Source organism: Hyphobacterium sp. (assembly GCF_965217055.1).
Lineage (GTDB): Bacteria > Pseudomonadota > Alphaproteobacteria > Caulobacterales > Maricaulaceae > Hyphobacterium.
This window is the reverse complement of record NZ_OZ244227.1, coordinates 205,978-227,803: the sequence shown is the minus strand read 5'-3', so window position 1 is coordinate 227,803 and position 21,826 is coordinate 205,978. Positions and strand designations below refer to the sequence as shown.

At 61.7% G+C, this 21,826-nt stretch carries 20 protein-coding genes; 9 read left to right on the top strand and 11 right to left on the bottom strand.

The window, feature by feature from the left end; all coding sequences use genetic code 11:
* The first annotated feature begins 41 nt into the window (after positions 1–41).
* Positions 42–344, top strand: coding sequence for a YkvA family protein (locus tag ACOOFN_RS01045; RefSeq protein ID WP_420432795.1), 303 nt, complete (start codon positions 42–44; stop codon positions 342–344).
* Here the strand turns inward: ACOOFN_RS01045 and purN are convergent.
* Entirely contained in the window at positions 326–907 is a 582-nt protein-coding gene (gene purN / locus ACOOFN_RS01040) for a phosphoribosylglycinamide formyltransferase (protein ID WP_420432793.1), read from the bottom strand. The genes ACOOFN_RS01045 and purN overlap by 19 nt on opposite strands.
* Complete coding sequence (gene purM / locus ACOOFN_RS01035; protein ID WP_420432791.1) at positions 904–1,932, bottom strand: phosphoribosylformylglycinamidine cyclo-ligase; 1,029 nt, start codon at positions 1,930–1,932, stop codon at positions 904–906. The genes purN and purM overlap by 4 nt, the downstream gene beginning before the upstream one ends.
* Before the next feature lie 130 nt (positions 1,933–2,062).
* On the opposite strand from purM, the gene ACOOFN_RS01030 reads away from it, so the two are divergent.
* Genes ACOOFN_RS01030 through ACOOFN_RS01015 form a run of 4 tightly spaced genes read left to right on the top strand, consistent with a single transcriptional unit; the run spans position 2,063 to position 7,547 of the window.
* Positions 2,063–3,136, top strand: a complete 1,074-nt coding sequence (locus tag ACOOFN_RS01030) for a DUF2066 domain-containing protein (protein ID WP_420432789.1) — start codon at positions 2,063–2,065, stop codon at positions 3,134–3,136.
* Positions 3,137–3,148: 12 nt separating this feature from the next.
* Entirely contained in the window at positions 3,149–3,826 is a 678-nt protein-coding gene (locus tag ACOOFN_RS01025) for an AAA family ATPase (protein WP_420432787.1), read from the top strand.
* Complete coding sequence (locus ACOOFN_RS01020) at positions 3,826–6,033, top strand: RNA degradosome polyphosphate kinase (protein ID WP_420432785.1); 2,208 nt, start codon at positions 3,826–3,828, stop codon at positions 6,031–6,033. Before ACOOFN_RS01025 ends, ACOOFN_RS01020 begins: the two co-directional genes overlap by 1 nt.
* Entirely contained in the window at positions 6,030–7,547 is a 1,518-nt protein-coding gene (locus ACOOFN_RS01015; RefSeq protein ID WP_420432783.1) for a Ppx/GppA family phosphatase, read from the top strand. The genes ACOOFN_RS01020 and ACOOFN_RS01015 overlap by 4 nt, the downstream gene beginning before the upstream one ends.
* Here ACOOFN_RS01015 and rnd read toward each other — a convergent pair.
* From rnd to ACOOFN_RS00995, 4 genes are read right to left on the bottom strand one after another with little or no spacing between them, the layout of a single operon-like run.
* Complete coding sequence (gene rnd, locus ACOOFN_RS01010; RefSeq protein WP_420432781.1) at positions 7,544–8,695, bottom strand: ribonuclease D; 1,152 nt, start codon at positions 8,693–8,695, stop codon at positions 7,544–7,546. The genes ACOOFN_RS01015 and rnd overlap by 4 nt on opposite strands.
* 22 nt (positions 8,696–8,717) lie before the next feature.
* Positions 8,718–10,037, bottom strand: coding sequence for an MFS transporter (locus ACOOFN_RS01005; protein ID WP_420432779.1), 1,320 nt, complete (start codon positions 10,035–10,037; stop codon positions 8,718–8,720).
* The gene (locus ACOOFN_RS01000) at positions 10,034–10,741 is read right to left on the bottom strand and encodes a lysophospholipid acyltransferase family protein (protein ID WP_420432777.1); all 708 of its coding nucleotides are present in this window, start codon (positions 10,739–10,741) and stop codon (positions 10,034–10,036) included. The genes ACOOFN_RS01005 and ACOOFN_RS01000 overlap by 4 nt, the downstream gene beginning before the upstream one ends.
* 4 nt (positions 10,742–10,745) lie before the next feature.
* Complete coding sequence (locus tag ACOOFN_RS00995) at positions 10,746–11,375, bottom strand: TetR/AcrR family transcriptional regulator (protein WP_420432775.1); 630 nt, start codon at positions 11,373–11,375, stop codon at positions 10,746–10,748.
* A gap of 154 nt (positions 11,376–11,529) precedes the next feature.
* Here ACOOFN_RS00995 and ACOOFN_RS00990 point away from each other — a divergent pair, with 154 nt between their 5' ends.
* The gene (locus ACOOFN_RS00990; RefSeq protein WP_420432773.1) at positions 11,530–12,000 is read left to right on the top strand and encodes a DUF1203 domain-containing protein; all 471 of its coding nucleotides are present in this window, start codon (positions 11,530–11,532) and stop codon (positions 11,998–12,000) included.
* Here the strand turns inward: ACOOFN_RS00990 and ACOOFN_RS00985 are convergent.
* Positions 11,997–12,440 carry a hypothetical protein gene (locus ACOOFN_RS00985; RefSeq protein ID WP_420432771.1) on the bottom strand — a complete coding sequence of 148 codons (444 nt, stop codon included), beginning with the start codon at positions 12,438–12,440 and terminating at the stop codon, positions 11,997–11,999. The genes ACOOFN_RS00990 and ACOOFN_RS00985 overlap by 4 nt on opposite strands.
* Before the next feature lie 53 nt (positions 12,441–12,493).
* On the opposite strand from ACOOFN_RS00985, the gene ACOOFN_RS00980 reads away from it, so the two are divergent.
* On the top strand, positions 12,494–13,225 hold the full coding sequence (locus tag ACOOFN_RS00980; RefSeq protein ID WP_420432769.1) for a PAS domain-containing protein: 732 nt from the start codon (positions 12,494–12,496) through the stop codon (positions 13,223–13,225).
* Here ACOOFN_RS00980 and ACOOFN_RS00975 read toward each other — a convergent pair.
* Both ACOOFN_RS00975 and ACOOFN_RS00970 read right to left on the bottom strand, forming a co-directional pair.
* Positions 13,222–15,438, bottom strand: coding sequence for a PAS domain-containing sensor histidine kinase (locus ACOOFN_RS00975; RefSeq protein ID WP_420432767.1), 2,217 nt, complete (start codon positions 15,436–15,438; stop codon positions 13,222–13,224). The genes ACOOFN_RS00980 and ACOOFN_RS00975 overlap by 4 nt on opposite strands.
* Complete coding sequence (locus tag ACOOFN_RS00970; RefSeq protein WP_420432765.1) at positions 15,431–15,850, bottom strand: response regulator; 420 nt, start codon at positions 15,848–15,850, stop codon at positions 15,431–15,433. Before ACOOFN_RS00970 ends, ACOOFN_RS00975 begins: the two co-directional genes overlap by 8 nt.
* Before the next feature lie 195 nt (positions 15,851–16,045).
* On the opposite strand from ACOOFN_RS00970, the gene aspS reads away from it, so the two are divergent.
* Positions 16,046–17,845, top strand: coding sequence for an aspartate--tRNA ligase (aspS, locus tag ACOOFN_RS00965; protein WP_420432763.1), 1,800 nt, complete (start codon positions 16,046–16,048; stop codon positions 17,843–17,845).
* On the opposite strand, the gene ACOOFN_RS00960 is transcribed toward aspS, so the two are convergent.
* Together ACOOFN_RS00960 and ACOOFN_RS00955 are read right to left on the bottom strand one after the other, a co-directional pair.
* Positions 17,846–19,195, bottom strand: coding sequence for a pentapeptide repeat-containing protein (locus tag ACOOFN_RS00960; protein WP_420432761.1), 1,350 nt, complete (start codon positions 19,193–19,195; stop codon positions 17,846–17,848).
* Positions 19,196–19,264: 69 nt separating this feature from the next.
* Positions 19,265–19,750, bottom strand: coding sequence for a pentapeptide repeat-containing protein (locus tag ACOOFN_RS00955; protein ID WP_420432759.1), 486 nt, complete (start codon positions 19,748–19,750; stop codon positions 19,265–19,267).
* A 130-nt stretch (positions 19,751–19,880) separates the two neighbouring features.
* Between ACOOFN_RS00955 and ACOOFN_RS00950 the strand changes: the two genes are divergently transcribed.
* Entirely contained in the window at positions 19,881–21,815 is a 1,935-nt protein-coding gene (locus ACOOFN_RS00950) for a hypothetical protein (RefSeq protein ID WP_420432757.1), read from the top strand.
* The last annotated feature ends 11 nt before the right edge of the window (positions 21,816–21,826 follow it).

Below are 21,826 nucleotides of genomic sequence, written 5' to 3'. Positions count from 1 at the left end.
GCTAGCCAACCCGATCTTGCAAGTACGGACCGGAGGTCGTGATGGATTACGCCCGGCATTTCAGCGCCCGCAAATTCCAGCACAAGCTGAAGAATATCAGCGGCGTCGGACAGATCGTCGACCAGGCGGGCGCGCTCTACGGCCTGATGCGGGATCCGGAAACCCCGCGCTGGGTCAAGGCGACGTGCGTCGGCGCGCTGGGATATTTGGTTCTGCCGACCGATGCGGTGGCGGATTTCATCCCGGTGGCCGGTTATCTCGATGATGCCGGCATGATCACCGCAGCCATCGCCTCGCTCGGCAGCCAGTGGCAGCGCAAGCAGGATCAGTCCGGCGAGGACTGACCCACCAGTTTCCGCAGGCATGCCGGGTAGAGCGCGTGCTCGGCCTCGCGCACCCGTGTCTCCAGCATCTCCGCCGTATCACCTTGCCGTATCGGCACGCGCGCCTGACCGATGATCTCCCCGGCATCCATTTCCGGGACCACATGATGCACTGTGCATCCCGTCTCGGTGTCGCCGGCGTGCAGCGCGCGTTGATACGTGTTGAGGCCGGGATATTTCGGCAGCAATGAGGGGTGGATATTGACGAGCTTGCCCGTCCATTTTTCCACGAATCCTGGTGTCAGCAAGCGCATGAAACCGGCGAGGCAGATGATATCGGGTTGCGCCGGCATCAAGGCGTGATGCAGCGCCGCATCGAAGGCGGCGCGGCTTTCGAACCCGGTATGATCGACGACCGCGAACGGCAGACCTTCGGCCTTCGCGTATTCCAGTCCGCCTGCGCCCGGGCGATTGGACAGGATCAACACCGGTTTTGCCGGAAAATCGTCCGCCTTCATCGCTTCGCACAGGGCGCTCATGTTGGAGCCGCGCCCGGAAATCAGGATCGCGACACGCGCGCTCACTTGGCGACAATTTCCCCGCAGATGAAGGCGTCTTCGCCCGCATCATTGAGCGCGACCATGATCGCTTCGGCATCTTCCGCGGCGACGGCCAGCAGCATTCCGACGCCGCCATTGAAGGCGCGGCGCATTTCCGCTTCCTCGATGCCGCCGGTTGCCGCCAGCCAGTCAAACACGGCCGGGCGTTGCCACGCCGAATGATCGAGGGTGAAGCCGAGATGATCCGGCAACATGCGCGGCGGGTTCTCGATCAGCCCGCCACCGGTAATGTGTGCCAGTCCCTTGATCAGGCCTTCGCGGATCAGGGGGACGCAGGATTTGATGTAGAGCCGTGTCGGCGCCAACAAGGCTTCGCCAACGCTCTGGCCGGGCGCAAACGGCGCATCGTCGGTCCATGTCAGGCCGGCCATATCCACCACTTTGCGGATCAGCGAATAGCCGTTCGAATGCGGTCCGGACGAAGCCAGGCCGATCAGCACATCGCCGGCCTGCATGTCGTCGCAGCGTGGCAGCAGCGTGCCGCGCTCGGCGGCCCCGACGACAAATCCGGCGAGGTCGAAATCGTCGCCGGCATACATGCCGGGCATTTCCGCGGTTTCGCCACCAATGAGAGCGCAACCGGCCTGGCGGCAGCCTTCGGCAATGCCGGCCACGATCGCCTCGCCGCGCGCAGGGTCGAGCTTTCCGGTGGCAAAATAATCAAGGAAAAACAGGGGCTCGGCGCCTTGTGCCAGAACATCATTGGCACACATCGCCACGAGGTCGATACCGATAGTGCCGCAAATTCCGGTCTCGATCGCGATCCGAAGCTTGGTGCCGACACCATCGGTGCCCGAGACGAGGACAGGATCACTAAAGCCCGCAGCCTTGAGGTCGAATGCACCGCCAAAGCCGCCAAGCGCGACCTCGGCTCCGGGCCGGGCGGTGGATTTCGCCAGTGGCTTGATGCGGTCGACCAGCGCGTCCCCGGCATCAATGTCGACGCCGGCATCGGCATAGGTCAGGCTGTTTCGGCGATCATCGGTCATGGCGGCGCTTCCAGATTCGGCGGTGGGGGACTGTCCCTCAAAACTCAGCCACCGCGCAAGACGCGGGCTTCACCGCACGCCTCAGGCGGGTATAACGGGGCGTATAGCTCAAAGCGAAGGGAAGCGCGCCATGATGCGTCAGTTTTTTGCAGCCATCGCCGCGGTCACGGTCTGGGCCGGTCTGGCCGCGGCCGATACGCCGTATACAGTCGTTGGCGTGCCGATCGATGCCACGGCCTCCAATGCGCTCGAAGCACAATCGATCGCCATGCAGCGCGGCCAGGTCGATGCGGTGCGCGTCTTGGTCGAACGTCTGACGCTGCCCGAGGATCGGCTGCAGATCCCGGAGATTACCAATGACGATGCGGCCAGCATGATCAGCGGCCTGCAGGTGCGCAACGAACAGCGCAGTGCGACGCGCTATCTCGGCGAGCTGACCGTCAGTTTTTCACCCAGCGCAGTGCGCCGCTGGCTCAACGGGTTCGGCGTTCCCTTCGTTGAAGGCCAGGCCCGCGAAATCCTCGTCCTGCCGGTGCTGCAGACCGGGTCTGGCAGTTACTGGCTCTGGGAGAGCAGTGATGAGGCGACCGGTGAGGTCAATGAACAGCCTTGGCTCGCCGAGTGGCGAACCGGCGGCTATCAGCATGCGTTGGCGCCGGTGAGCGCGCCGGCGGGTGATGCTGGGCGGATGCTGATCGATGGCGCCAGTGCGGTCCAGATGAACGAGGACCAGTTGCGTTCTGTCGCCCAGGCCTACGGCGTGTCGCGCGTCGCGGTTCTGATTGCGCGCCAGGGCGGCGGCGTGAGGGTCGATGGCCGCCTGTTCTCGTTTGATGGCGCCGGCCAGGTCAGCAGCCAGCAGGTGCCGACCATTGCCACGGGCAGCTTCCGGACCGCCGCGAGCCGCTTTGTCAGCGATCTCGAGAACGCCTGGAAAGCCGAGGCCATCGTGCGTGGCGGTGGCGCCGAAACCCTGAATGTATCCGTTGTCTACAATTCGCTCGCCGAATGGCGCCGCTTGCAGAATGCGATCACCGGCACGTCGCTGATCCGATCCGCGCAGCTCGACGCGATTGCGCCGACCGGCGCCATGATGACGTTGGAATTCCGCGGCCAACTGCACCAATTGCAGCGCGAACTGGATGCGCGCGGCGCGCGGTTGGAAGAAGATGCGGATCTCGGACTGGTGGTCCGGTCGCGATAGAAAGAGACCTTTATGGGTGAGCAGCTCGCGCTTGGCCTTCCTCCGCGAGAGGATTTCAGCGCTGCCAGCTTCGTCGACGGCGAGGCCAATGCGGCCGCGCGATGGGCGCTGGCCGGCTGGCGCGCCTGGCCAGGCCGGGTACTTGTCCTTTACGGTCCTCCGGGCACCGGCAAGACGCATCTTGCGCATATGTGGGCGGCCGAGAGCGGCGCCCTGATCTTGCCCGGCGATGAGCTTTCCAGCCGTCTGGACAACCTGCCGGCCGAGCGGGCCATCGTCGTTGAAAATGCCGATCGCAGCGCAGACCGGACAGCGCTTTTTCATCTTCTCAATCGGACGCAGAGCGAGGCATTGCCTGCACTGCTCATGACGGGGAGGGAGGCGCCGGCGCGCTGGCAGACTGATATTCCGGATTTGCGCTCAAGGCTCCTCGCGATACCCACCGCAGCGCTGGAAGAGCCCGACGACGCCTTGTTGGCGCGATTGCTGACCAAGCTGTTTGCCGATCGGCAATCGCCGCTCGTGGACGGCCTCATCGCCTATCTGTTGCCGCGGATGGAGCGGTCGGTCGAAGGCGCGCGGCGGTTGGTAGAGGCGCTTGATCGCGAAGCGCTGGCGCGGCGCACGCCCATCAATCGGGGGGTGGCGCGACGGGTGTTGGGCGAGCAGGATAGCGGTGAGGAGACCTGATGGAGGATGTTTCCGGAAACAGCCGGCCACAATCAGGCGACGGAATGGATGCCGACCAACCTGGCCTGATGGAATTGCCCGAGCGCTTTTTGAACCGGGAATTGTCCTGGCTGCAATTCAACACGCGTGTGCTGGAAGAAGCGGCCAACAAGGACCATCCGGTCCTCGAACGCCTGCGATTCCTGTCGATTTCGGCCAGCAATTTGGACGAGTTCTACATGGTCCGCGTCGCGGGACTGCGTGCCCAGGTCCGCAATGGCGTCACGACACCGTCGATCGACGGGCTCACCCCGGCCGAGCAATTGCGCCGCATCAACCAGTTTGCGGGCGAACTCCTGCACGAGCAGCAGATGCGCTGGCGTCAGCTGAAGCGCGAGATGACCCGCGAAGGCGTCAAGCTGTTGAGCGAGGAAGAAGTCTCGAACCAGGATCGCGACTGGCTTGCCGAGGATTTCCTGCAGCACATTCTGCCGGTGATCACACCGCTGGCCATCGATCCGGCCCATCCATTCCCCTTCATCCCGAATCTCGGCTTTTCACTCGTCTTCAAGCTGCGCCGCAAGAAGAACGGCAAGCCGATGACGGCGCTGATCCCGATGCCCTCGGGCGTCGGCCGCTTCATTCAGCTGCCCGATCGCCGGCGCAACAAGGCCGGCCATCCGATCCGCCGCTTCGTGGCGTTGGAAACCGTTTTCTCGATGTTCCTCCATCAGCTTTTCCCCGGCCACAAGCTGGAAGGATCAGGCGGTTTCAGGATCATACGCGACAGCGATATCGAGATCGAGGAAGAAGCCGAGGACCTGGTTCGCGAATTCGAGGAGCTGTTGAAGGAACGCCGCCGCGGCGTGCTGGTCCGGCTCAAGATCGAGGCCAGCATGCCGGCCGACCTCAAGGCCTTCATCATCGAACACCTCAAGGCGGAACCGGAAGACGTCATCGAGGTCGATGGCATTCTCGGCATGGCGCAGCTCGCTCAGCTCATTCCTGACGAGCGTCCGGATCTGGTTTTCAAACCCTATGAGCCGCGCTTTCCTGAACGGATCAAGGATTATGGCGGGGATTGTTTCGCTGCGATCAAGGCCAAGGACATTCTTGTCCACCATCCCTATGAGAGTTTCGATGTCGTGGTGCAGTTCCTGCGCCAGGCGGCGCTCGATCCCGAAGTGGTCGCGATCAAGCAGACGCTCTACCGGACCTCGAAGAATTCCCCCATCGTCGCGGCGCTGATCGAGGCGGCGGAGAGCGGCAAGAACGTGACCGCTTTGGTCGAGCTGAAAGCCCGGTTCGACGAGGAAGCAAATCTCAAATGGGCGCGCGATCTCGAGCGCGCCGGCGTCCAGGTTGTGTACGGCTTCACCGAGTACAAGACCCATGCGAAGGTCAGCCTTGTGGTTCGCCGGGAAGCGGGCACCCTGCAGACCTATGCCCATTTCGGCACCGGAAATTACCACCCGATCACAGCCAAGATCTACACCGACCTGGCCTTGTTCACGGCAGATCCGGCCTTTGGCCGCGATGCCGGCAGGATTTTCAATTACGTCACCGGTTACGCTCGCCCCAAGGATATGGAAAGGCTGGCGATTTCGCCGGTCAGCATGAAAAAGAACCTGCTCAAGCTGATCGACAGGGAAATTGCCAATGTGCAGGCCGGCAAGCCGGCTGGCATCTGGGCCAAGCTCAATTCGATTACTCATCCCGAAATCATCGACGCCCTCTACCGCGCCAACCAGGCGGGCGTGCGCTGCGAACTCGTCGTGCGCGGTATTTGCTGTCTGCGCCCCGGCGTGCCGGGTCTCTCGGAGAATATCAGGGTCAAGTCGATCGTCGGCCGGTTCCTGGAACATTCGCGCATAGTGTGCTTCGCCAATGGCGAGGAGATGCCGAGCCCGTCGGCCAAGGTGTTCATGTCCTCGGCGGACTGGATGCCGCGCAATCTCGACCGTCGCGTCGAAACCCTGTGTCCGATCCAGAATCCGACCGTGCACCGCCAGATCCTCGACCAGATCATGGTCGCCAATCTGAATGACGAGGAGCAGAGTTGGTACATGAGCGCCAATGGCGAGTATGAGCGTGTCGATGTCAGCGATGTCGCCGTTCCGTTCAGCGCGCACGAATACTTCATGACCAATCCCAGTCTTTCGGGGCGGGGTCAGGCGCTCAAGAACGATCAGCCGCTCACCCTGCCTTATGCCGGGCCGCGCCTTTGAGCCGGCCGCCGGAATCGCTCGAGGCCGAGAACGCTATGGAGCGCGATATCGCCGTCATCGATGTCGGCTCCAATTCGGTGCGGCTTGTGCATTTCCGCATGGTCGGGCGCGCGCTGTGGCCGGTCTTCAACGAGAAGACCAGTGCCGAGCTCGGCAAGGGTCTGGGTGAGACCGGAAAACTCAATCCGGACGGCGTTCAAGGCACGCTTCGCGCGCTCCGCCGTTTCAGCATTCTCCTCGACGCCAAGGGGGTCACCGAGCGCATCGTTTTCGCGACCGCTGCAGTCCGCGACGCCGCGGATGGCAAGGCGTTCATCAAGCGCGCGAAAAAGGAAGCCGGGGTCAAGATCGCCACGCTATCCGGCAAGGAAGAGGCGCGCCTCGCCGCGCTCGGCGTGGTCGCCGGCATACCCTATGCGACCGGCGCCGCGGCGGACCTCGGGGGTTCAAGCCTCGAAATCATCCCGGTGGCGCTCGCCAGGCCGGGCGATGGCATCACGCTGCGTCTCGGGCCGCTCGCCGCGCCTGATGATCTCATGAAAAGCCGCAAGGCCGCGAAGGCCTGGATCGACGACCGCCTGAAACCCGCGACTCCGGTGTTGAAGCAATGCGGCGACACCCTTTATGCGGTCGGCGGCGCCTGGCGCGCGCTCGCCCAGCTGGCCATCGCCGAAGCCGATTACCCCTTGCGCGTCATTCATCAATTCCAGCTGAGCCGGGGCGCTGCCAAGCAGATCGCCGATTTTGCCGCCCGTTTGACGGTCGCGTCTCTCGCCGGAACGCCAGGCGTCAGCGCCCGGCGGGCGGCGATGCTGCCTTATGCCGGCCTGCTGCTGAAACGGTTGATGAAGAAGGGCAAGTTCAACCGTGTCGTCTTCTCCGCCTACGGCCTGCGGGAAGGTGCGGTCTATGATCGCTTGCCGGAAACGGTTCAGATGCTCGACCCCTTGCTGGCCGGCACCGAGGCGGTGGCGCGACCGGCTGCGCCGAGCCCCAGCTTCGGGCGCGCCATCGCGGCCTGGCTGGAACCGGTATTTGCCGCACGCGATACCCATTTCGGAAATCGCAGCGCGCTGATCCGCGCCGCGGCTGCTCGGCTGTGCGATGTCGGTGCCCGTCACCATCCCGATCACCGCGCTGCGCTGGCACGCGAACTGGCCTTGTTCGCGCCCTTCGCTGGCGTCGCCCATGCCGAGCGCGCTTACATGGGATTGGTCATGCACCACCGGTATGACGGCAAGCGCACGCCGGCCGACAGCCGCGTCTTTCACCATCTGCTGGACGAGGAGACCCGCCAGCACGCACTGGCTTATGGGCTTGGTCTGCGGTTTGCCGCCGCGCTTTCCGGGCGCTCGGAAGCGTTGCTGAGCCGGTTTTTACTGACGGTCAACGAGGCCGACCTCGTCCTGTGTGCGCCTGAATCCGATACCGACCTCGTCGTCGAGCGAGCGCGGCACCGTTTCGAGCAAATGGCCGAAGCGCTGGAGCTAAACCCGGTTCTGAACAGCGTCTAGAGCGGCTTGGCGACGACCCGTCCGTTTTCCAGCACCAGGGCGATCTTGCCCTGTTTCAGGGCGAGAGCCGTGTCGCCGAACACCTTGCGGCGCCAGCCGCGCATGGCCGGCACATCGGCCTCATCGCTGGTGGCAATCGCTTCAAGATCGGGCACCGTCGCAATCAGGCGAGCCGCAACCGTTTTTTCCTCGGCCACGAGTTTGAGCAGGACTTTGAGCAATTCCACTGTGGCGCTGGCGCCTTCCGGCCGGCGCGGCGGGGGCGGAACGGCGGGCGCATAGGCCTTCGGGTCAGCGAGTGCCGGCTTCAGTTTCTCGATCAGGCGCTCAGCAGGTCGGGAGCGCTCGAAACCGCGCGGCAGGGCCCGCATGCCCGCAAGGTCTTCGGGTTTTTCCGGGGCCGCATGAGCGATCTCGTAGAGCCCTTCATCCTTGACGATCCGCTGGCGCGGAATGTCACGCGTTTGCGCTTCTTCCTCGCGCCAGGCGGCTGCAGCGCGCAGCGCGGCCAGCCATTTCGGGCTGTTCTTGCGGATTTTCAGGCGCTGCCACGCATTCTCGGGATGCTGTTCATACGTCGCGGGATCGGTCAGGATCGCCATTTCCTCGGCAACCCAGCTCATCCGTTCGGCTTTCTGCAGCCGTTCGCGGATGATGGGATAGAGATCCCGCAAGTGAGTGACGTCTGCGAGCGCATAACCGGATTGTGCCTTGGTCAGCGGCCGGCGCGACCAGTCGGTAAACCGCGAACCCTTGTCGATCGGACGCTTCAGCACGGCCTGGACCAGCTTGTCATAGGCAATCGAATCGCCGAGCCCGAGCGCCATGGCCGCGACCTGGCTGTCGAAGATCGGGTGCGGGATCAGCCCGTCCGCCATGTGGTAGAAGATTTCCAGATCCTGGCGCGGTGCATGGAATACCTTCATGATCCGCTCGTCAGCGAGCACATCGTAGAACGGTTCCAGATCGATTCCGTCAGCCAACGGATCGATCAGCACCTCGGTCTCGCCGCCGGCGGCCTGGATCAGGCAAAGCTGCGGCCAGAACGTGCTTTCGCGGATGAATTCGGTGTCGACTGCAATGAAGTCACACTGCACCAGCGCGTCGCACGCAGCCTCGAGTTCTCGTGTCGTTGTAATCAATTCCATCGCGCTCGCGTTTAACGGGCTTCTAGCCGCTTGGCGAGGGGCTTTGACCGCGCAGTTTCAGCATCCGCACAAATGCGACGATGGCGACGATCAGGCTGATCCCGGCAATGTAGAGGAACGCTGATTGCAGCGGCAGGGCGAGGAAGGCGATCGCGGCCAGTGTGAACTGCCCCAGCGTCGCGGTGAAAGCGTTCAACAGCCCGCCGGCTGCAAGCAATCTTCCGCGCAATTCCGCAGGTGACCGCTTCTGCGCCATGGCCTGCAACGGAACGACGAAGAGCCCGGCCGACACGGCAGCCAGGACGAGATCGATCAGCAGCCGCCGATTGGCCGGATCGCGCACGAAGTCCATTCCGGGCACGAGTTCGGCACCGGCCGGGACGGGCGGATTGTTCCAGGTGATCAACGCCACATCGACATTGAACACGACGAGGCCGATCGCGCCGACGACGGAAAAGGGCAGGGCATCGCCCTTGCCCGACAACGCCCCACACAGAATGGCGCCGACCGCCGCACCGATGGTGAACAGCGCGCTGAACAGAAGAACGGCGGTCTCATCCGTGCCGAGCACGCCGCGCGCGAAATTCGGGATCAGCGTGACGATGGAAGCTGCCAGCATCCAGAACCAGGCGGTGCCGAGAAGCGGACGCAGGACCGCCGGATGCTCGAACGCGCGGCGCAAGACGCGGACAATTTCCCAGACGAAATTGATCGGAACCTTCATGTCGGGATTGCTCGATGGCGCCGGCGGCAACTGGCGCATCGAGATCCAGCCGATAATAGCGACGAAGACCAGGACCGAGCCGACGATGACGGGCCCGCTTTCCCGTGTGATCAGCACGGTACCGAAACCGATTCCGACCAGCACGGATATGTTCAGCAGGCCCGAGATCATCGCATTGCCGGCGACCAGCTCGTGCGGCTGCAGGAGGGTTGGCAGTGCGGAATTCTTCGCCGGTGCAAAGAAGGCGGACTGCACGCCCATGAAGAACAGGGTGATGATGAGCAAGAGCGGCTCGCGCAGGATGAAACCCGAGGCGGCGATCAGCATCAGCCAGATCTCCGCGAACTTCGCGAACCGCATGATGCGGGTCCGGTCGAACTTGTCGGCGATGCGTCCGGCGATAGCGGAAAACAGGAAGATCGGCAGGGTGAAGGCCGATGCCGCAATCGGCACCAGCATTTCCGAGTTCAGGCCGAACAGGGTCACGCCCTGGAAGGCGACGATGGTTACCAGCGCGTAGCGGAAAAAATTGTCGTTGAAGGCGCCCAGCGACTGGGCAACGAGCATCGGCCAGTATCGGCGTTGGCCGATCAGCGATACGGCGATCTTGGCACTCATGACTGCGCCTCCTGTTCCAGGCGACGCGAGTGCGCCTCGACCGTGGTTTCCAGCGTGGCCATGAAAGTGACCGCGTCAAGCTTGGGCGAAATGGGCTCGAGGAATTCGATGACCGCCTTGCCGGGATGTTTCTCCCATTTCTGCTGCGGCCAGAAGCAGCCCAGATTGGTCGCCACCGGCACGACCTTGCGGTCAAGCTGGGTGGCCAGCCGGTAAACGCCCTTGCGATAGGGCTTGCCGGTACCGACTTCGGTCAGATGACCTTCTGGATAGATCAGGATGGGTCGAGCTTCACCATGTGAACGGTTGATGCCGTCTTTCAGCGATTCCAGTGCTTTGCGGCCACCCTGATTGTTCACCACGATGGCTCCGGCGCGGGTCAGCACCCAGCCGATCAACGGGAATTTCAGCATGTGGTCGCCGACCACGAAATTCACATTGCCGGTTTTTGCCACCAGCACGATGCCATCGCCCCAGGACTGGTGCTTGGCCGCGATGATGACGGCCTGGTTTTTCGGTTTCCGGCCGCGTACCTCGACCTTGATGCCGCAGATTATGCGCATGAGCAGCACGGTAAGACGGCAATAGGACCGCATGCCGTGCATCAGGAAGAACTTGCCCGGGATCAGTGCCAGCAGGGCGCAAAGCACCGCGTAGAACGCGGATATCGTCCAGTAGAGCAGGTTGAAGACCGTCGCGCGCATCGGCTTATTCCTCGCTCTTCAGGACAGCCATGATCGCCGCCGTGAAACTGTCGGCCAGATCGGTGAGTGGGGTCCTGATCCGCCCGTAGAGACGATATTCTGCAGATTGGATCACGACGCCCAGCGCCATGGCTGATTTCAGCTCCGGATCCGCTTTCGGGACATCGCCGGCGGCCATCGCCTTTTCCAGCCGTCCGGCCAGCAGCGCGGAGGGGTCGGCCCCGCCATCGCCGGCGCGCGCTAGCACGGTGTTGCGGGCCGTAAGGTGATAGGCGAAGGCGGCGGGGTCGGCCTCGGCGAGCTCGCAATAGGCGGTGACGAAAGCCCGCACCGTGGCCGCCAGGCTGTCGCCCGGTTTGATCCTCGAACGAAGCACGTCGAGCAAATTGGCATGGAACGCCTGGAAGAGGGTGTGTGCCAGCGATTCCTTGCTTTTGAAATGCCGGTACATGGCACCGTCGGAAATCCCGCAGGCCATTGCGATTTCCTTGATCGACACACCGTCCACGCCCTTCGCTGCAAACAATTTCAGCGCATTGCGTTCAATCCGCGCCTTGGTCGATCCCGGCTTGCCGGTGATGCCGCGATCCCTTGGTCCGCGCTCGAGCAAGTCCTTGTCGAGATAGGTCTCCATATCGCCCGTCCTTCAACATAAGTGAGCATTCATTCACATACTGTGTACAGCAAGCTCAAACGCATAGCAAGTGAATGATTACTTACAACGCAAGAATCGGGTGGAAACTGCGCCAGGGCCTGGAGATCATGGCATCGCCAGTGAGGAATATCCCATGACGTTTCAAATTCACGCCCTGCCGGTCGATGTGATCTCCGGGCTCAAGGACTTGACGGAAGCCGAACTCGAAGCGCGCTCGATCCGGCGGGTTACGGCGATCGCAAGGCCCGGGTTTCCCTGCCGCGTCAGCCTGCAGGATGCCGCGATCGGGGAGACGCTATATTTGCTCAATTACACACATCAGCCTGCCGATACGCCGTATCGGGCAGCGCACGCCATTTTCGTTCGCGAGGCGGCGAGACAGGCCTTTCCCGCAGCAGGTGAGATAGCTGATGTTCTTAAAGCCAGGCCGCTCTCGCTACGCGGTTACGACAAGCATCACATGATGATCCAAACCGAACTCGCGGAAGGCGAGGATGTCGCGCGCAAGCTGGACGCCATGTTCGCGGATACGGAAGTGGAATACATTCACCAGCACAATTCGAGCCCTGGGTGCTACGCAGCCAGAGCTACCCGGTCGGTCTAGGCGACTTTCCCGACGCTCATCATCGTGATGCGGCGGACCGTTTCGAGCAGGACTTCAAATGCGGCGTTCGTATCCGGCTTCACGATGGAACAGCTGACAAACGGGAATTTGCGGCTGTCGGCGACGCCGTCCGGGTCTCCGGAGACGACAATGGTCGGGGGCACGTTGATCTGATCCATCTCGGATAGACGGTCGAGCAGCCACAGACCGTCGCCATTGGCCATCATCAAGTCCAGCAGCACACACTGGACACTCGGTGCACCGGCGTACGGACCCGACTGCGACAGGAATTGCAGGGCATCCTGGCCACCGGTCACCCGATGCAGTTCAATCCCTGTATCCATCGATCGGAAAGCGCGTGCCGTCAGGAAGGCATCGCCATCGTCATCCTCAACGTGGAGGATATGGATTTTCCGATCTATATTGACCAGTCCCGTCATGCAGACCCCCTTGTTTTCTTGCCTATTCGGCCGACTCGTCGAACCATCCAGATATGGCAATGACAGTTATATCAGCGATACCGCCAAAGCCTTTAGCAATCCTTCACATCGAGGATGATCACGGCGATGCATTGCTGGTTTCCAAAGCGTTGGCATCAAGCGGATTAGATGTCGCCAGTTACACGCATCGCGACCGACTCAGTGACGGCTTGGCCTTCCTGCGTTCCAGTCGCGTCGATCTAATTTTACTGGACGTCAATTTGCCGGATGCGGCGGTACTCCGTTTCGATGTGGTCGCTGTTCGCCGCTGCAGCTCGGCCCCGATCCTGTTCGTCACCGGACTTGAGGCCGCAGCCATCGCAGACACGCTGCAACGCGGCCGCACTTTTGCACATCTGCCCAAGTCAGAACTTTCCGCCGAGACAATCGAAGCAAAAATCGCTGATCTGGTGATGGCGCCGCCAGCAAGGGAAAAGCAGCCGGCCAATGGCGCCGATCATCGGTTCGAAGCTGTGCTGGAAGCGATGTCGGATCCCGTCCTTGTGCTGGATTCGCATGGTCAGGTCTTCTGGGCCAACGAGGCCGGGGAAGGTCTCATCCAGGATAATCCGCACCAGACCTGGTCGGATTTTTTTGACCATGGTCGAACCGTTGCAACAAGCGTGACCTGCGCTCTGATGCGCGAGGGGCAGCGCCGCAAGTTTGATGCGCGGATCAGCGAACTGGCGGATCGGTCGGTCGGCAGCGATTTGTTTGTTGCCGTTCTTCGCCACGAGCTTCGCTAGACATCTTCCCGCCTGGGAAATGTTGCCGTGAAGGTGGCACCGTTGCCGGATTGTCCGTCAGCCCTGATCGTCCCGCCATGCAGGTGCATGACCCGTTCGCACAAGGCGAGCCCGAGCCCCGTCCCCGGATAATCTTCCTTGCGATGAAGGCGATTGAAGATCGCGAAAATGGTCTCGGCATGCCGCGGATCAAATCCGATGCCGTTGTCCGCAATGGACAGCACGTCACCATTGCTCGCTGCCTCGACACGAATGCGGACCTCCAGCGGCCGGTCCGGTGAACGGTATTTGATGCAATTGCCGATCAAATTGAACAACAAGCGGTAGAGGAGCTCCCGGTCGGCGCAAAGGCGGCCCGCTCCAGACACGTCCAGCGTCGCTGCAACGCCCGAAAGCGATTCTGAATAATCCTCCCAGGCGTTGCGTGCCGTCGCTTCGACATCGACCGGCTCGATCGATACCGCTGCGCGGCCCGCCCGGGAATACTCCAGCAGATCGCGAATTTGCATTTGCATCCGTTCCGACGCATCCATCAGGAAATCGAGATAGACCTGCCCGTTGCCATCCAGCACAGAGGCGAACTCGCTCTGCAGCAGGGCGGAAAACTGGTTGATCTTGCGCAAGGGCTCCTGGAGGTCGTGCGAGGCGATGTAGGCGAAACGCTCAAGCTCCTGATTGGTCTCCAGCAGTTTCTCCTCGGCGGTTTTCTGGTCGTGAATGTCCTGTATCGAGCCCACCATGCGCAATGGTTTGCCATCCTTGCCAAAAAACGCCTGGCCGGCACCCAGGAACCAGCGATAGCCCTTTGTCTTGTGCCGTAGCCTGTACTCGACGCGGAAGGGTTCCCGCCGGGTGAAATGCGCGTCTACCGCCGCGAAAGTCGCCTCCCGATCGTCGGGATGCAGAAGGTCGCTGAAATTGGAGAGATTGGCGGGCAATTCTTCGCGTTCATAGTCAATCAGCTGATAGAAGATGTCCGACCAGATTTCGTCTTCACCATTCGTATCGACCCAGTCCCAAATTCCTACCGAAGCACCGCTTGCCGCCAGCTTGAACCGGCGATCGCTTTCACGCAGCGCCTGTTCGGCATCGCGCAATGCCGTGATGTCCGTGGAGACAACGAGTATCCGGTCAGCGGCGCCGCCCGTGCTGCTCATCGGGATCTTGTCGGTCAGCACCCAGCCGGCCTCGCCGCCGGCGGGAGTATAGGCCTCGATCATGCCGGTGACCGGTTCTCCGGCCCGGATCACGGCGAGATCGTCCTCATGGTATTTCTTCGCCATGTCGCCGAACAATTCATAAGTGTCGGCGCCTTCGAAATCCTCGACCGAGCCACCCATCGTTTCAGCGGCGCGGCGGTTCAATCGCAGGATCCGGTTCTTGTCGTCTTTCAGCCAGATCATTGACGGAACGCTGTCGAAAATCGTCCGCTGTTCGGATTCGCTGTGCCGCAAGCCGGTAATATCTTCCGACCAGCCGACCATGCGAACGGGTAATCCGTGATCATCGAATTCGGCCTGGCCCCGCGAGCGCAGCCAGATAGTCCTGCCATCCCGGGCATTTGCGGTGTGCTCGACCAGATAGGGCGTGCCGTCCTCGACATGTGCGGCGAGTTTCTGGCGTATATCTGCCTGTACGTCCGCGGACATGCCCGACAGGAATTCCGTCAGCGACAGATCGATATCCGCAGCAGGCAGTCCCAGTATTTCGGCCAGCTTGCGCGATGCCCAGACACGGTCTTTCTGCAGGTCCCATTCCCAGATGCCGATGCCCGACTGCACCAGCAGATCGAATCGGGACCTGTGGGTCTTGAGGTCGGTATTGCGGGCGACCTCGTCAGTGACATCCCGAAACACACCGGAAATGCGCACCGGTTGGCCATCGGCGCCATTGGTGACCTCGCCGTGCGAAAAAACGTGTCGAATCTCTCCATCTTTCCCGACAATGCGCGCGCCGTAGAACTGAAACGGCTTGCCGTCGGCCGAAGCCGCATCAACCGCCGCCTGAACCATGGGCACATCATCGGGATGATAGAAATTGATCGCGTCTTCGAGCGCCGGCTCACCGTCTTTCGGATCGATCCCGTGAATGCGGAAGACTTCGCGCGACCAGAAAACGGATCCGTTGGCAATATCAACCTGCCAATAGCCGACGCCGCCATATGATTCGGTCAACTCCAGTATGCGGGCGTCGTCCGCGGGCAGGTCAGGCATATCGGCTGCGGCTGACCGTCTTCGCTGTCCGCAACCAGAACGCCTTGATATCCCGCATGGATTCGCGGAATTGCCCGAGGTTGCCGGGTTTCTGCACGAAGGCATTCGCGCGATTCTGGTACGCCAGAATGACATCGCGACGCGCAGATGAGGTCGTGAACACCACAACCGGCGTCATTTCCTGGTCGGGCATTTGCCGAATGGCCTTGAGTGCGGCATGACCGTCAACGCCCGGCATGTTGAGATCGAGCAGCACGAGGTCCGGCGGTTCGTTCTCAGCCTCAAGAATGGCCAGCGCATCTCCCCCGTCATAGGCACGCAGCACTTCGATCTTGTTGTCATTGTCGTGAAGACAATTCTGCATGATGAGGACATCGCCGTCATCGTCGTCTACTATCAATACCCGCATCATCGCCCCCTGCATTGGGTTTTGTCCCTCGCTCAACCAAGCTATCCAGCATGTCGTTACGAATCCTTAACCTGATTCTCCCGGACGTGATGCTCCGGGGCGGCGTTTGAAACACACCGCAATTCTTGACAATCACCCTTCATCTCCGCCATGTCGCGCCGGTCTCATTCAACCTGTTTCCGGAACGGAATTTTCGCCATGCACGCCTATCGCACACATACCTGTGCCCAGCTTCGCGCCAGCGATGTCGACACCACCGCCCGCATCTCCGGCTGGATTCACCGCAAGCGTGACCATGGTGGACTTCTGTTTGTTGATCTGCGCGACCATTACGGCCTCACGCAATGCGTGCTCGAGCCGGAGAGCCCGCATTTCGAAAAGCTGGAGCGCGCACGCGTCGAAAGCGTCGTGACGATCACGGGTAAGGTCGTGGCGCGGTCGGCTGAGACCGTGAACCCGAACCTGCCCACCGGCGAGATCGAGCTGCGCGTCGAGGACTTCGATGTGCTGTCCGCCGCAGAAGAATTGCCGATGCCGGTGTTCGGCGAGCCGGAATGGTCGGAAGAAGTGCGCCTGAAGCACCGCTTCCTCGACCTGCGCCGCGAAACTCTGCACGCCAACATCATGCGCCGCGTCGAAGTCATCCGCGCCATGCGCGACAAGATGGCAGGCGCCGGCTTCTTCGAGTTCGCGACACCGATCCTGACGGCGTCCTCGCCCGAAGGTGCGCGCGATTTCCTGGTGCCGAGCCGCCTGCATCCGGGCCAGTTCTACGCGCTGCCTCAGGCTCCGCAGCAATACAAACAGCTGGTCATGGTCTCCGGTTTTGACCGGTATTTCCAGATCGCGCCCTGTTTCCGTGACGAGGATCCGCGCGCGGACCGTCTTCCCGGCGAGTTCTATCAGCTCGACGTCGAAATGAGTTTCGTGGAAGAGGAAGACGTCTACACGACGATGGAGCCGATCATCCGCGAGATCTTCGAGGATTTCGCCGAAGGCAAGCCTGTGACCGCCGAGTTTCCGCGTATCCCTTATGACGAGGCGATGGCGAAATACGGCACCGACAAGCCGGATTTGCGCAATCCGATCGAGATGCAGGATGTCACCGAACATTTCGCCGGGTCGGGATTCAAGATTTTCGCGGGCATGATCGAAAAGAACCCGAAGGTCCGCGTCTGGGCCGTGCCCGCTCCGTCGGGTGGCAGCCGCGCCTTTTGTGACCGCATGAACTCCTGGGCACAGAAGGAAGGCCAGCCGGGGCTTGGCTATATCTTTTTCCGTGACGGGGAGGGCGCAGGCCCGATCGCCAAGAATATTGGTGAAGACCGCACCAATGCGGTTCGCCAGCAGCTCGACCTGAATGACGGCGACGCCGTGTTCTTCGTTGCCGGCGTGCCTTCGGAATTCGCGTCCTTTGCCGGCAAGGCGCGAGATCGCGTCGGGTCCGAGCTGAACCTCGTCGACGCGGACCGGTTTGCGCTGGCCTGGATCGTCGATTTCCCGATGTATGAATGGGACGAGGACAACAAGAAGATCGACTTCTCGCACAACCCGTTCTCCATGCCGCGTGGCGGTCTGGCCGCGCTCGAGGCTGCAGAGGCCGAAGGCACCGACGCCCTGCTGGCACTGAAGGCCCAGCAATACGATCTGGTCTGCAACGGGTTCGAGATTGCGTCTGGCTCGATCCGGAACCACATCCCGGAAACCATGATCAAGGCGTTCGGCATCACCGGTCTTGGACCTGAAGTGGTCAAGGATCGCTTCGGTGCGCTTTATCGTGCCTTCCAGTACGGCGCCCCGCCGCACGGTGGCATGGCCGCCGGCGTCGACCGCATCGTAATGTTGCTGGTTGGAGCGAAAAACCTGCGCGAAGTCAGCCTGTTCCCGATGAATCAGCAAGCAGCCGATTTGCTGATGAATTCGCCGGCAGAGGCCGATGCAGCGCAGTTACGCGAGCTGAATCTGCGGGTCGTCATGCCGGACGCGAAGAAGGCCTGATCAGTTCTCGCCGACAGGCTCGGGCGGTGCCTCGGGTGCCCCCGGCCCCTTGGGGCCGAGCGGGTCGTCCATGGAAAGATCATAGACCCATTCATAGCGGCCGTTGAGCCGGTACCGATTGCCATCGACGATAATTGTCGGATCGCCGTCAACCGCCGCGCGGTGACCGGGATACTCGGTGAAAATCAGGCGTTCTCCGAAGCGCTGGACGCGGCGCAAGCGTTCCGGATTGCCGCGCACCTCTTCGATCAGCTCTGCTTCCTGTTCCAGCAATTCGGATTCGATTTCCTCGACGTCGCGAAGTTCTTCGGCGATTTCCGCTTCCAGCTCCCGGAGCTGTTCGCGGCTGACACGCGGATCCCGCAAACGGCTTTCGGCTTCTGCGACCGCGCGGCGTGATTCTGCCAGCGTTTCTCTCATCGCCCCGAACTCGGCGATGGCGCGCCGTTGTTCGTCCCGGATTTCCTCGACCAGAACAGGCCGGCTGCCATGCGGCAGTATGGTGACGCCATCCTCGTCGCCAGTCGTCACCCACACGCGAAAGGAAGGGCGGTCGATACTGACCTGGCGATCGCGTGGCACGTTGCGACAATCGCTCAAGTCGATTCCCTCGGGCAATTGGCTGTCTGACGTCCGGCAAGCGCCCCGAAGAGCCTCGGCGGTCAGGCCTTCGACTTCGATCATCACGGTACCCGCAAGGCGCGCGCCGTGGAGAATGGCATCGGTAAAATCAGCGCGGACAAACCGTGCGCCGGTCATATCGGCGCCGCGCAAATCTGCCCCTGTGAACACGGGATCGCGCCCTTCGATTCCACGCAAAATCACGCCGGGCATGCTGGCGGCGGCAAAATCGGTCTCGTCCAGCGTTGCACCGTCGAACCGCGAATTGAACAGGCGCGCATTGGTGAAACGCGCGTCGGTGAGGTCCGTCTCCATGAAATTCGCGAGGATCATCAACGCACCGGACAGATCGGCGCGGGCAAGATTGGATCCGTCAAATCGCAGGCGTTCGCCATGCATGTTGGCGAATACAGTGTCCTGCATGTCCGATTCCTGGAACATCACGCCCGACAGCCGCGCCGTGGTAAAATCGGTACGCATCAGGCTTGAGGCGATGAAACGCGATTCGACGATCACAGCCTGGTTGAGGTTGGTATCGTCGAGATTGCCTTCGATCAGCGACGCCCCGATGATCTGCGAGCCGTAGAGGTTCTCGCGAGCGAGGTCGCAACTGTGGCACTGGCCGGAAATCGTGATCGTACGATGGGGGTAATCGTCGCCCGCTTGAGCCGCGCCGGAAACCATCGCGAGGCAGAGGCCCGCAAGGATATGATGGGTAATCTGTTTCACGCCACTAGCAGATAGGCAAAAATCATGGCGTTGACGACTTAAATCGCTGTAACTCCGCCGACATTCTGATCAGCATTGCGGAATGCGCAAGCCCTGTGGCAATCGTGTCTCGATGTTGCCGCACGCACCATCGAGCTGGCCTTGGGTCAGCCCCCGCACACGCTCCATCTCGGCACCGGACAGGATCGCTCCCGACAGCCGCGCACCGGCCAGGTCGGCGCGGCCAAAATAGACGCCGACAAGGTTGGCGTTCTCCAGGTTGGCGTTGCGAAAACTTGCGCCTGTAAAGCGTCCGCCGAACATGTAGGCGATCGACAGGTCGGCACCGCTGAAATTTGCGCCATTCATGGTGGCGAGCGCCAGGCTGGCCTGACGCAGCCGGGCGCCGGACAGGTCGATATTCGGGAGATCGCGATACGACAGATCGGCCTGGAAGAGGTTGCAGCCTGGACAGGACTGACCGTTCTGGACAAGCGAGATCTGGCTGCTGTCCTGCGCATGAGCGGGCAGGGCAAGGGCGATCATCAGTGCGGCAAGGCTGGCAAGGCGTGTCATGCTGGAGCGCTCCTGAACATTCCACCCCCAGGCTGCAACATGCAGGCCGGGCGCGTTTATTTGCGCCTTTTAGCGGATTTCATTGAGTTATTTCTTAATACATGCGATGGCGGGACGCAGGGGAGAGAAGATGGGCCAGCTATTCCGCGAACTGCAACGCAGGAATGTGATCCGGGTCGCCGCAGCCTATCTCGTGGTCGGCTGGATCGTCATGCAGGTCGTCGATGTTATCGGCGATGCCGCGCACATGCCGGAATGGGCCAACAGCTTCGCCCTGATCATTCTGATTGTCGGTTTTCCGGTTGTCCTTTTCGTAGCCTGGGCGTTCGAACTCACACCGGAGGGGGTGAAGAAAACGTCGGCTGTTCCGGCAGAGGATAGCCGGACAGCCCAGACGGGCCAGGTCTTGAACATCGCCATCCTGGCCGCTGTTTTTTTGCTGGTCGTGATCATGGCCTGGCGCGGACTGGCACCGGGTTCAGCTGCGCCGCAATTGGCAGAAGCCAATGTTCAGGAGCAGGCTGTGGGGGCCGGCGATGCAAGCCGGCCGACGCCAGTCGAGCCCTCGACAACCGTGCCCGACCAGTCGATTGCCGTCCTGCCCTTTGCGGCTTTTTCCAGCGAGGAACGCGACCAGTTCTTCGCCGACGGGCTGACCGAGGAAATTCTCAATGCGCTGGCCGCAGTGCAGGAGATGCGGGTGACCTCGCGCACCTCGTCCTTCCAGTTCCGCGGCGAGGATATTCCCTCGATCCCGGAAATCGCCGGCCTGCTCGGCGTGGCCCACATTCTTGAAGGGTCGGTGCGCAGTAGCGAAGACCGCATCCGCGTCACCGCCCAGCTGATCCGTGCCTCCGATGATGCGCATTTGTGGTCGCAGACCTATGACCGCGTATTGGATGATGTCTTCGCCATCCAAGAAGAGATCGCCGTCGCCGTCGCCGAAGTGCTGGAAGTCGCCATGGATGAAGACGCGCGCACCCGCATGCGCAATTCCGGAGCCGGCAATCTGGAGGCCTTCATCGCATTTCGCGAGGGCCAGCGGATCTGGCGTGAATATCATGCGACCCGCCGGGCCTTGGAGCTGGACGCCGCCGCCCCTTATTTCCAGCGGGCTATCGAACTCGACCCGGAATTCACGGAAGCCTACATTCTCCTGAGCGACCAGTTCGCCCACGAAATGATTTCGCTGGCCGCCACTGCTGCGCCTTCATCGCTAGGCGGATCTACCGTCAACCAATTCGATGACGCCGCCTTCGAGGCCGCGCGGGCCGAACACGCACGATTGCTGGCGCTGGCCGAAGAGACGGCGCAGGACAATGTGCGGGCGGCGGTCGCGCGAGCCAACCGCATACTGTTTTCCGAAGACTGGTCGCAGGCGCCAGCGGTGCTCGACCTGATCGTCCGCCAGGGAAATTGCATCGAAGACAATTATGTCGACACCTTTCTGACGATGTCGGCCGCGTCCCAGGCCATCATCGATTTCCGGGCGCGGCAATTGGCATGCGATCCGTTGAATTTTGTGGCCTGGAACTCCTATGAGGATGCACTGTTCAGCATGGGGCGATATGAGGAATTGGCTGACGCCCGCAATCGCCGCCGCGAGCTGGGACTGATAGATCCGGACATCAGCCGGAACATCTATGACGATGTTAACCTGTTGATTGCCCAAGGCGATTACGAAGAGGCCGAGCAGCGGATCGGGGAGCCCGGATTGAATGCGCCGAGCCGCACCTTCTTGCGGCTGAAGCTGGCCGCCTTGCGTGGCGATCGCGAAGAAGCCGAGTTTCTCGGAGCGGAAATGCTGGCTCTACCGGAATTACCGGACATTTTTCGGCCAATCATCTTTGCGTTCACGGGCGATCGCGAGGCGGCCAATGAAGCCGCGGCGCGGGCCGATACGCGCCCCATGTCGGCCCTGCGTTTCCAGCAAATCTACGAAGCCTGCACATGCGGGGCACCCTTTGACCTTGAGGCCACACCGAACCTCGCAGCGCGATATCGCGAGGCCGGTTTTCCATGGCCTCCGCCTGGTGATCTCCATTTTCCGCTGAAGGATTGGTGATCAGTGGGAGG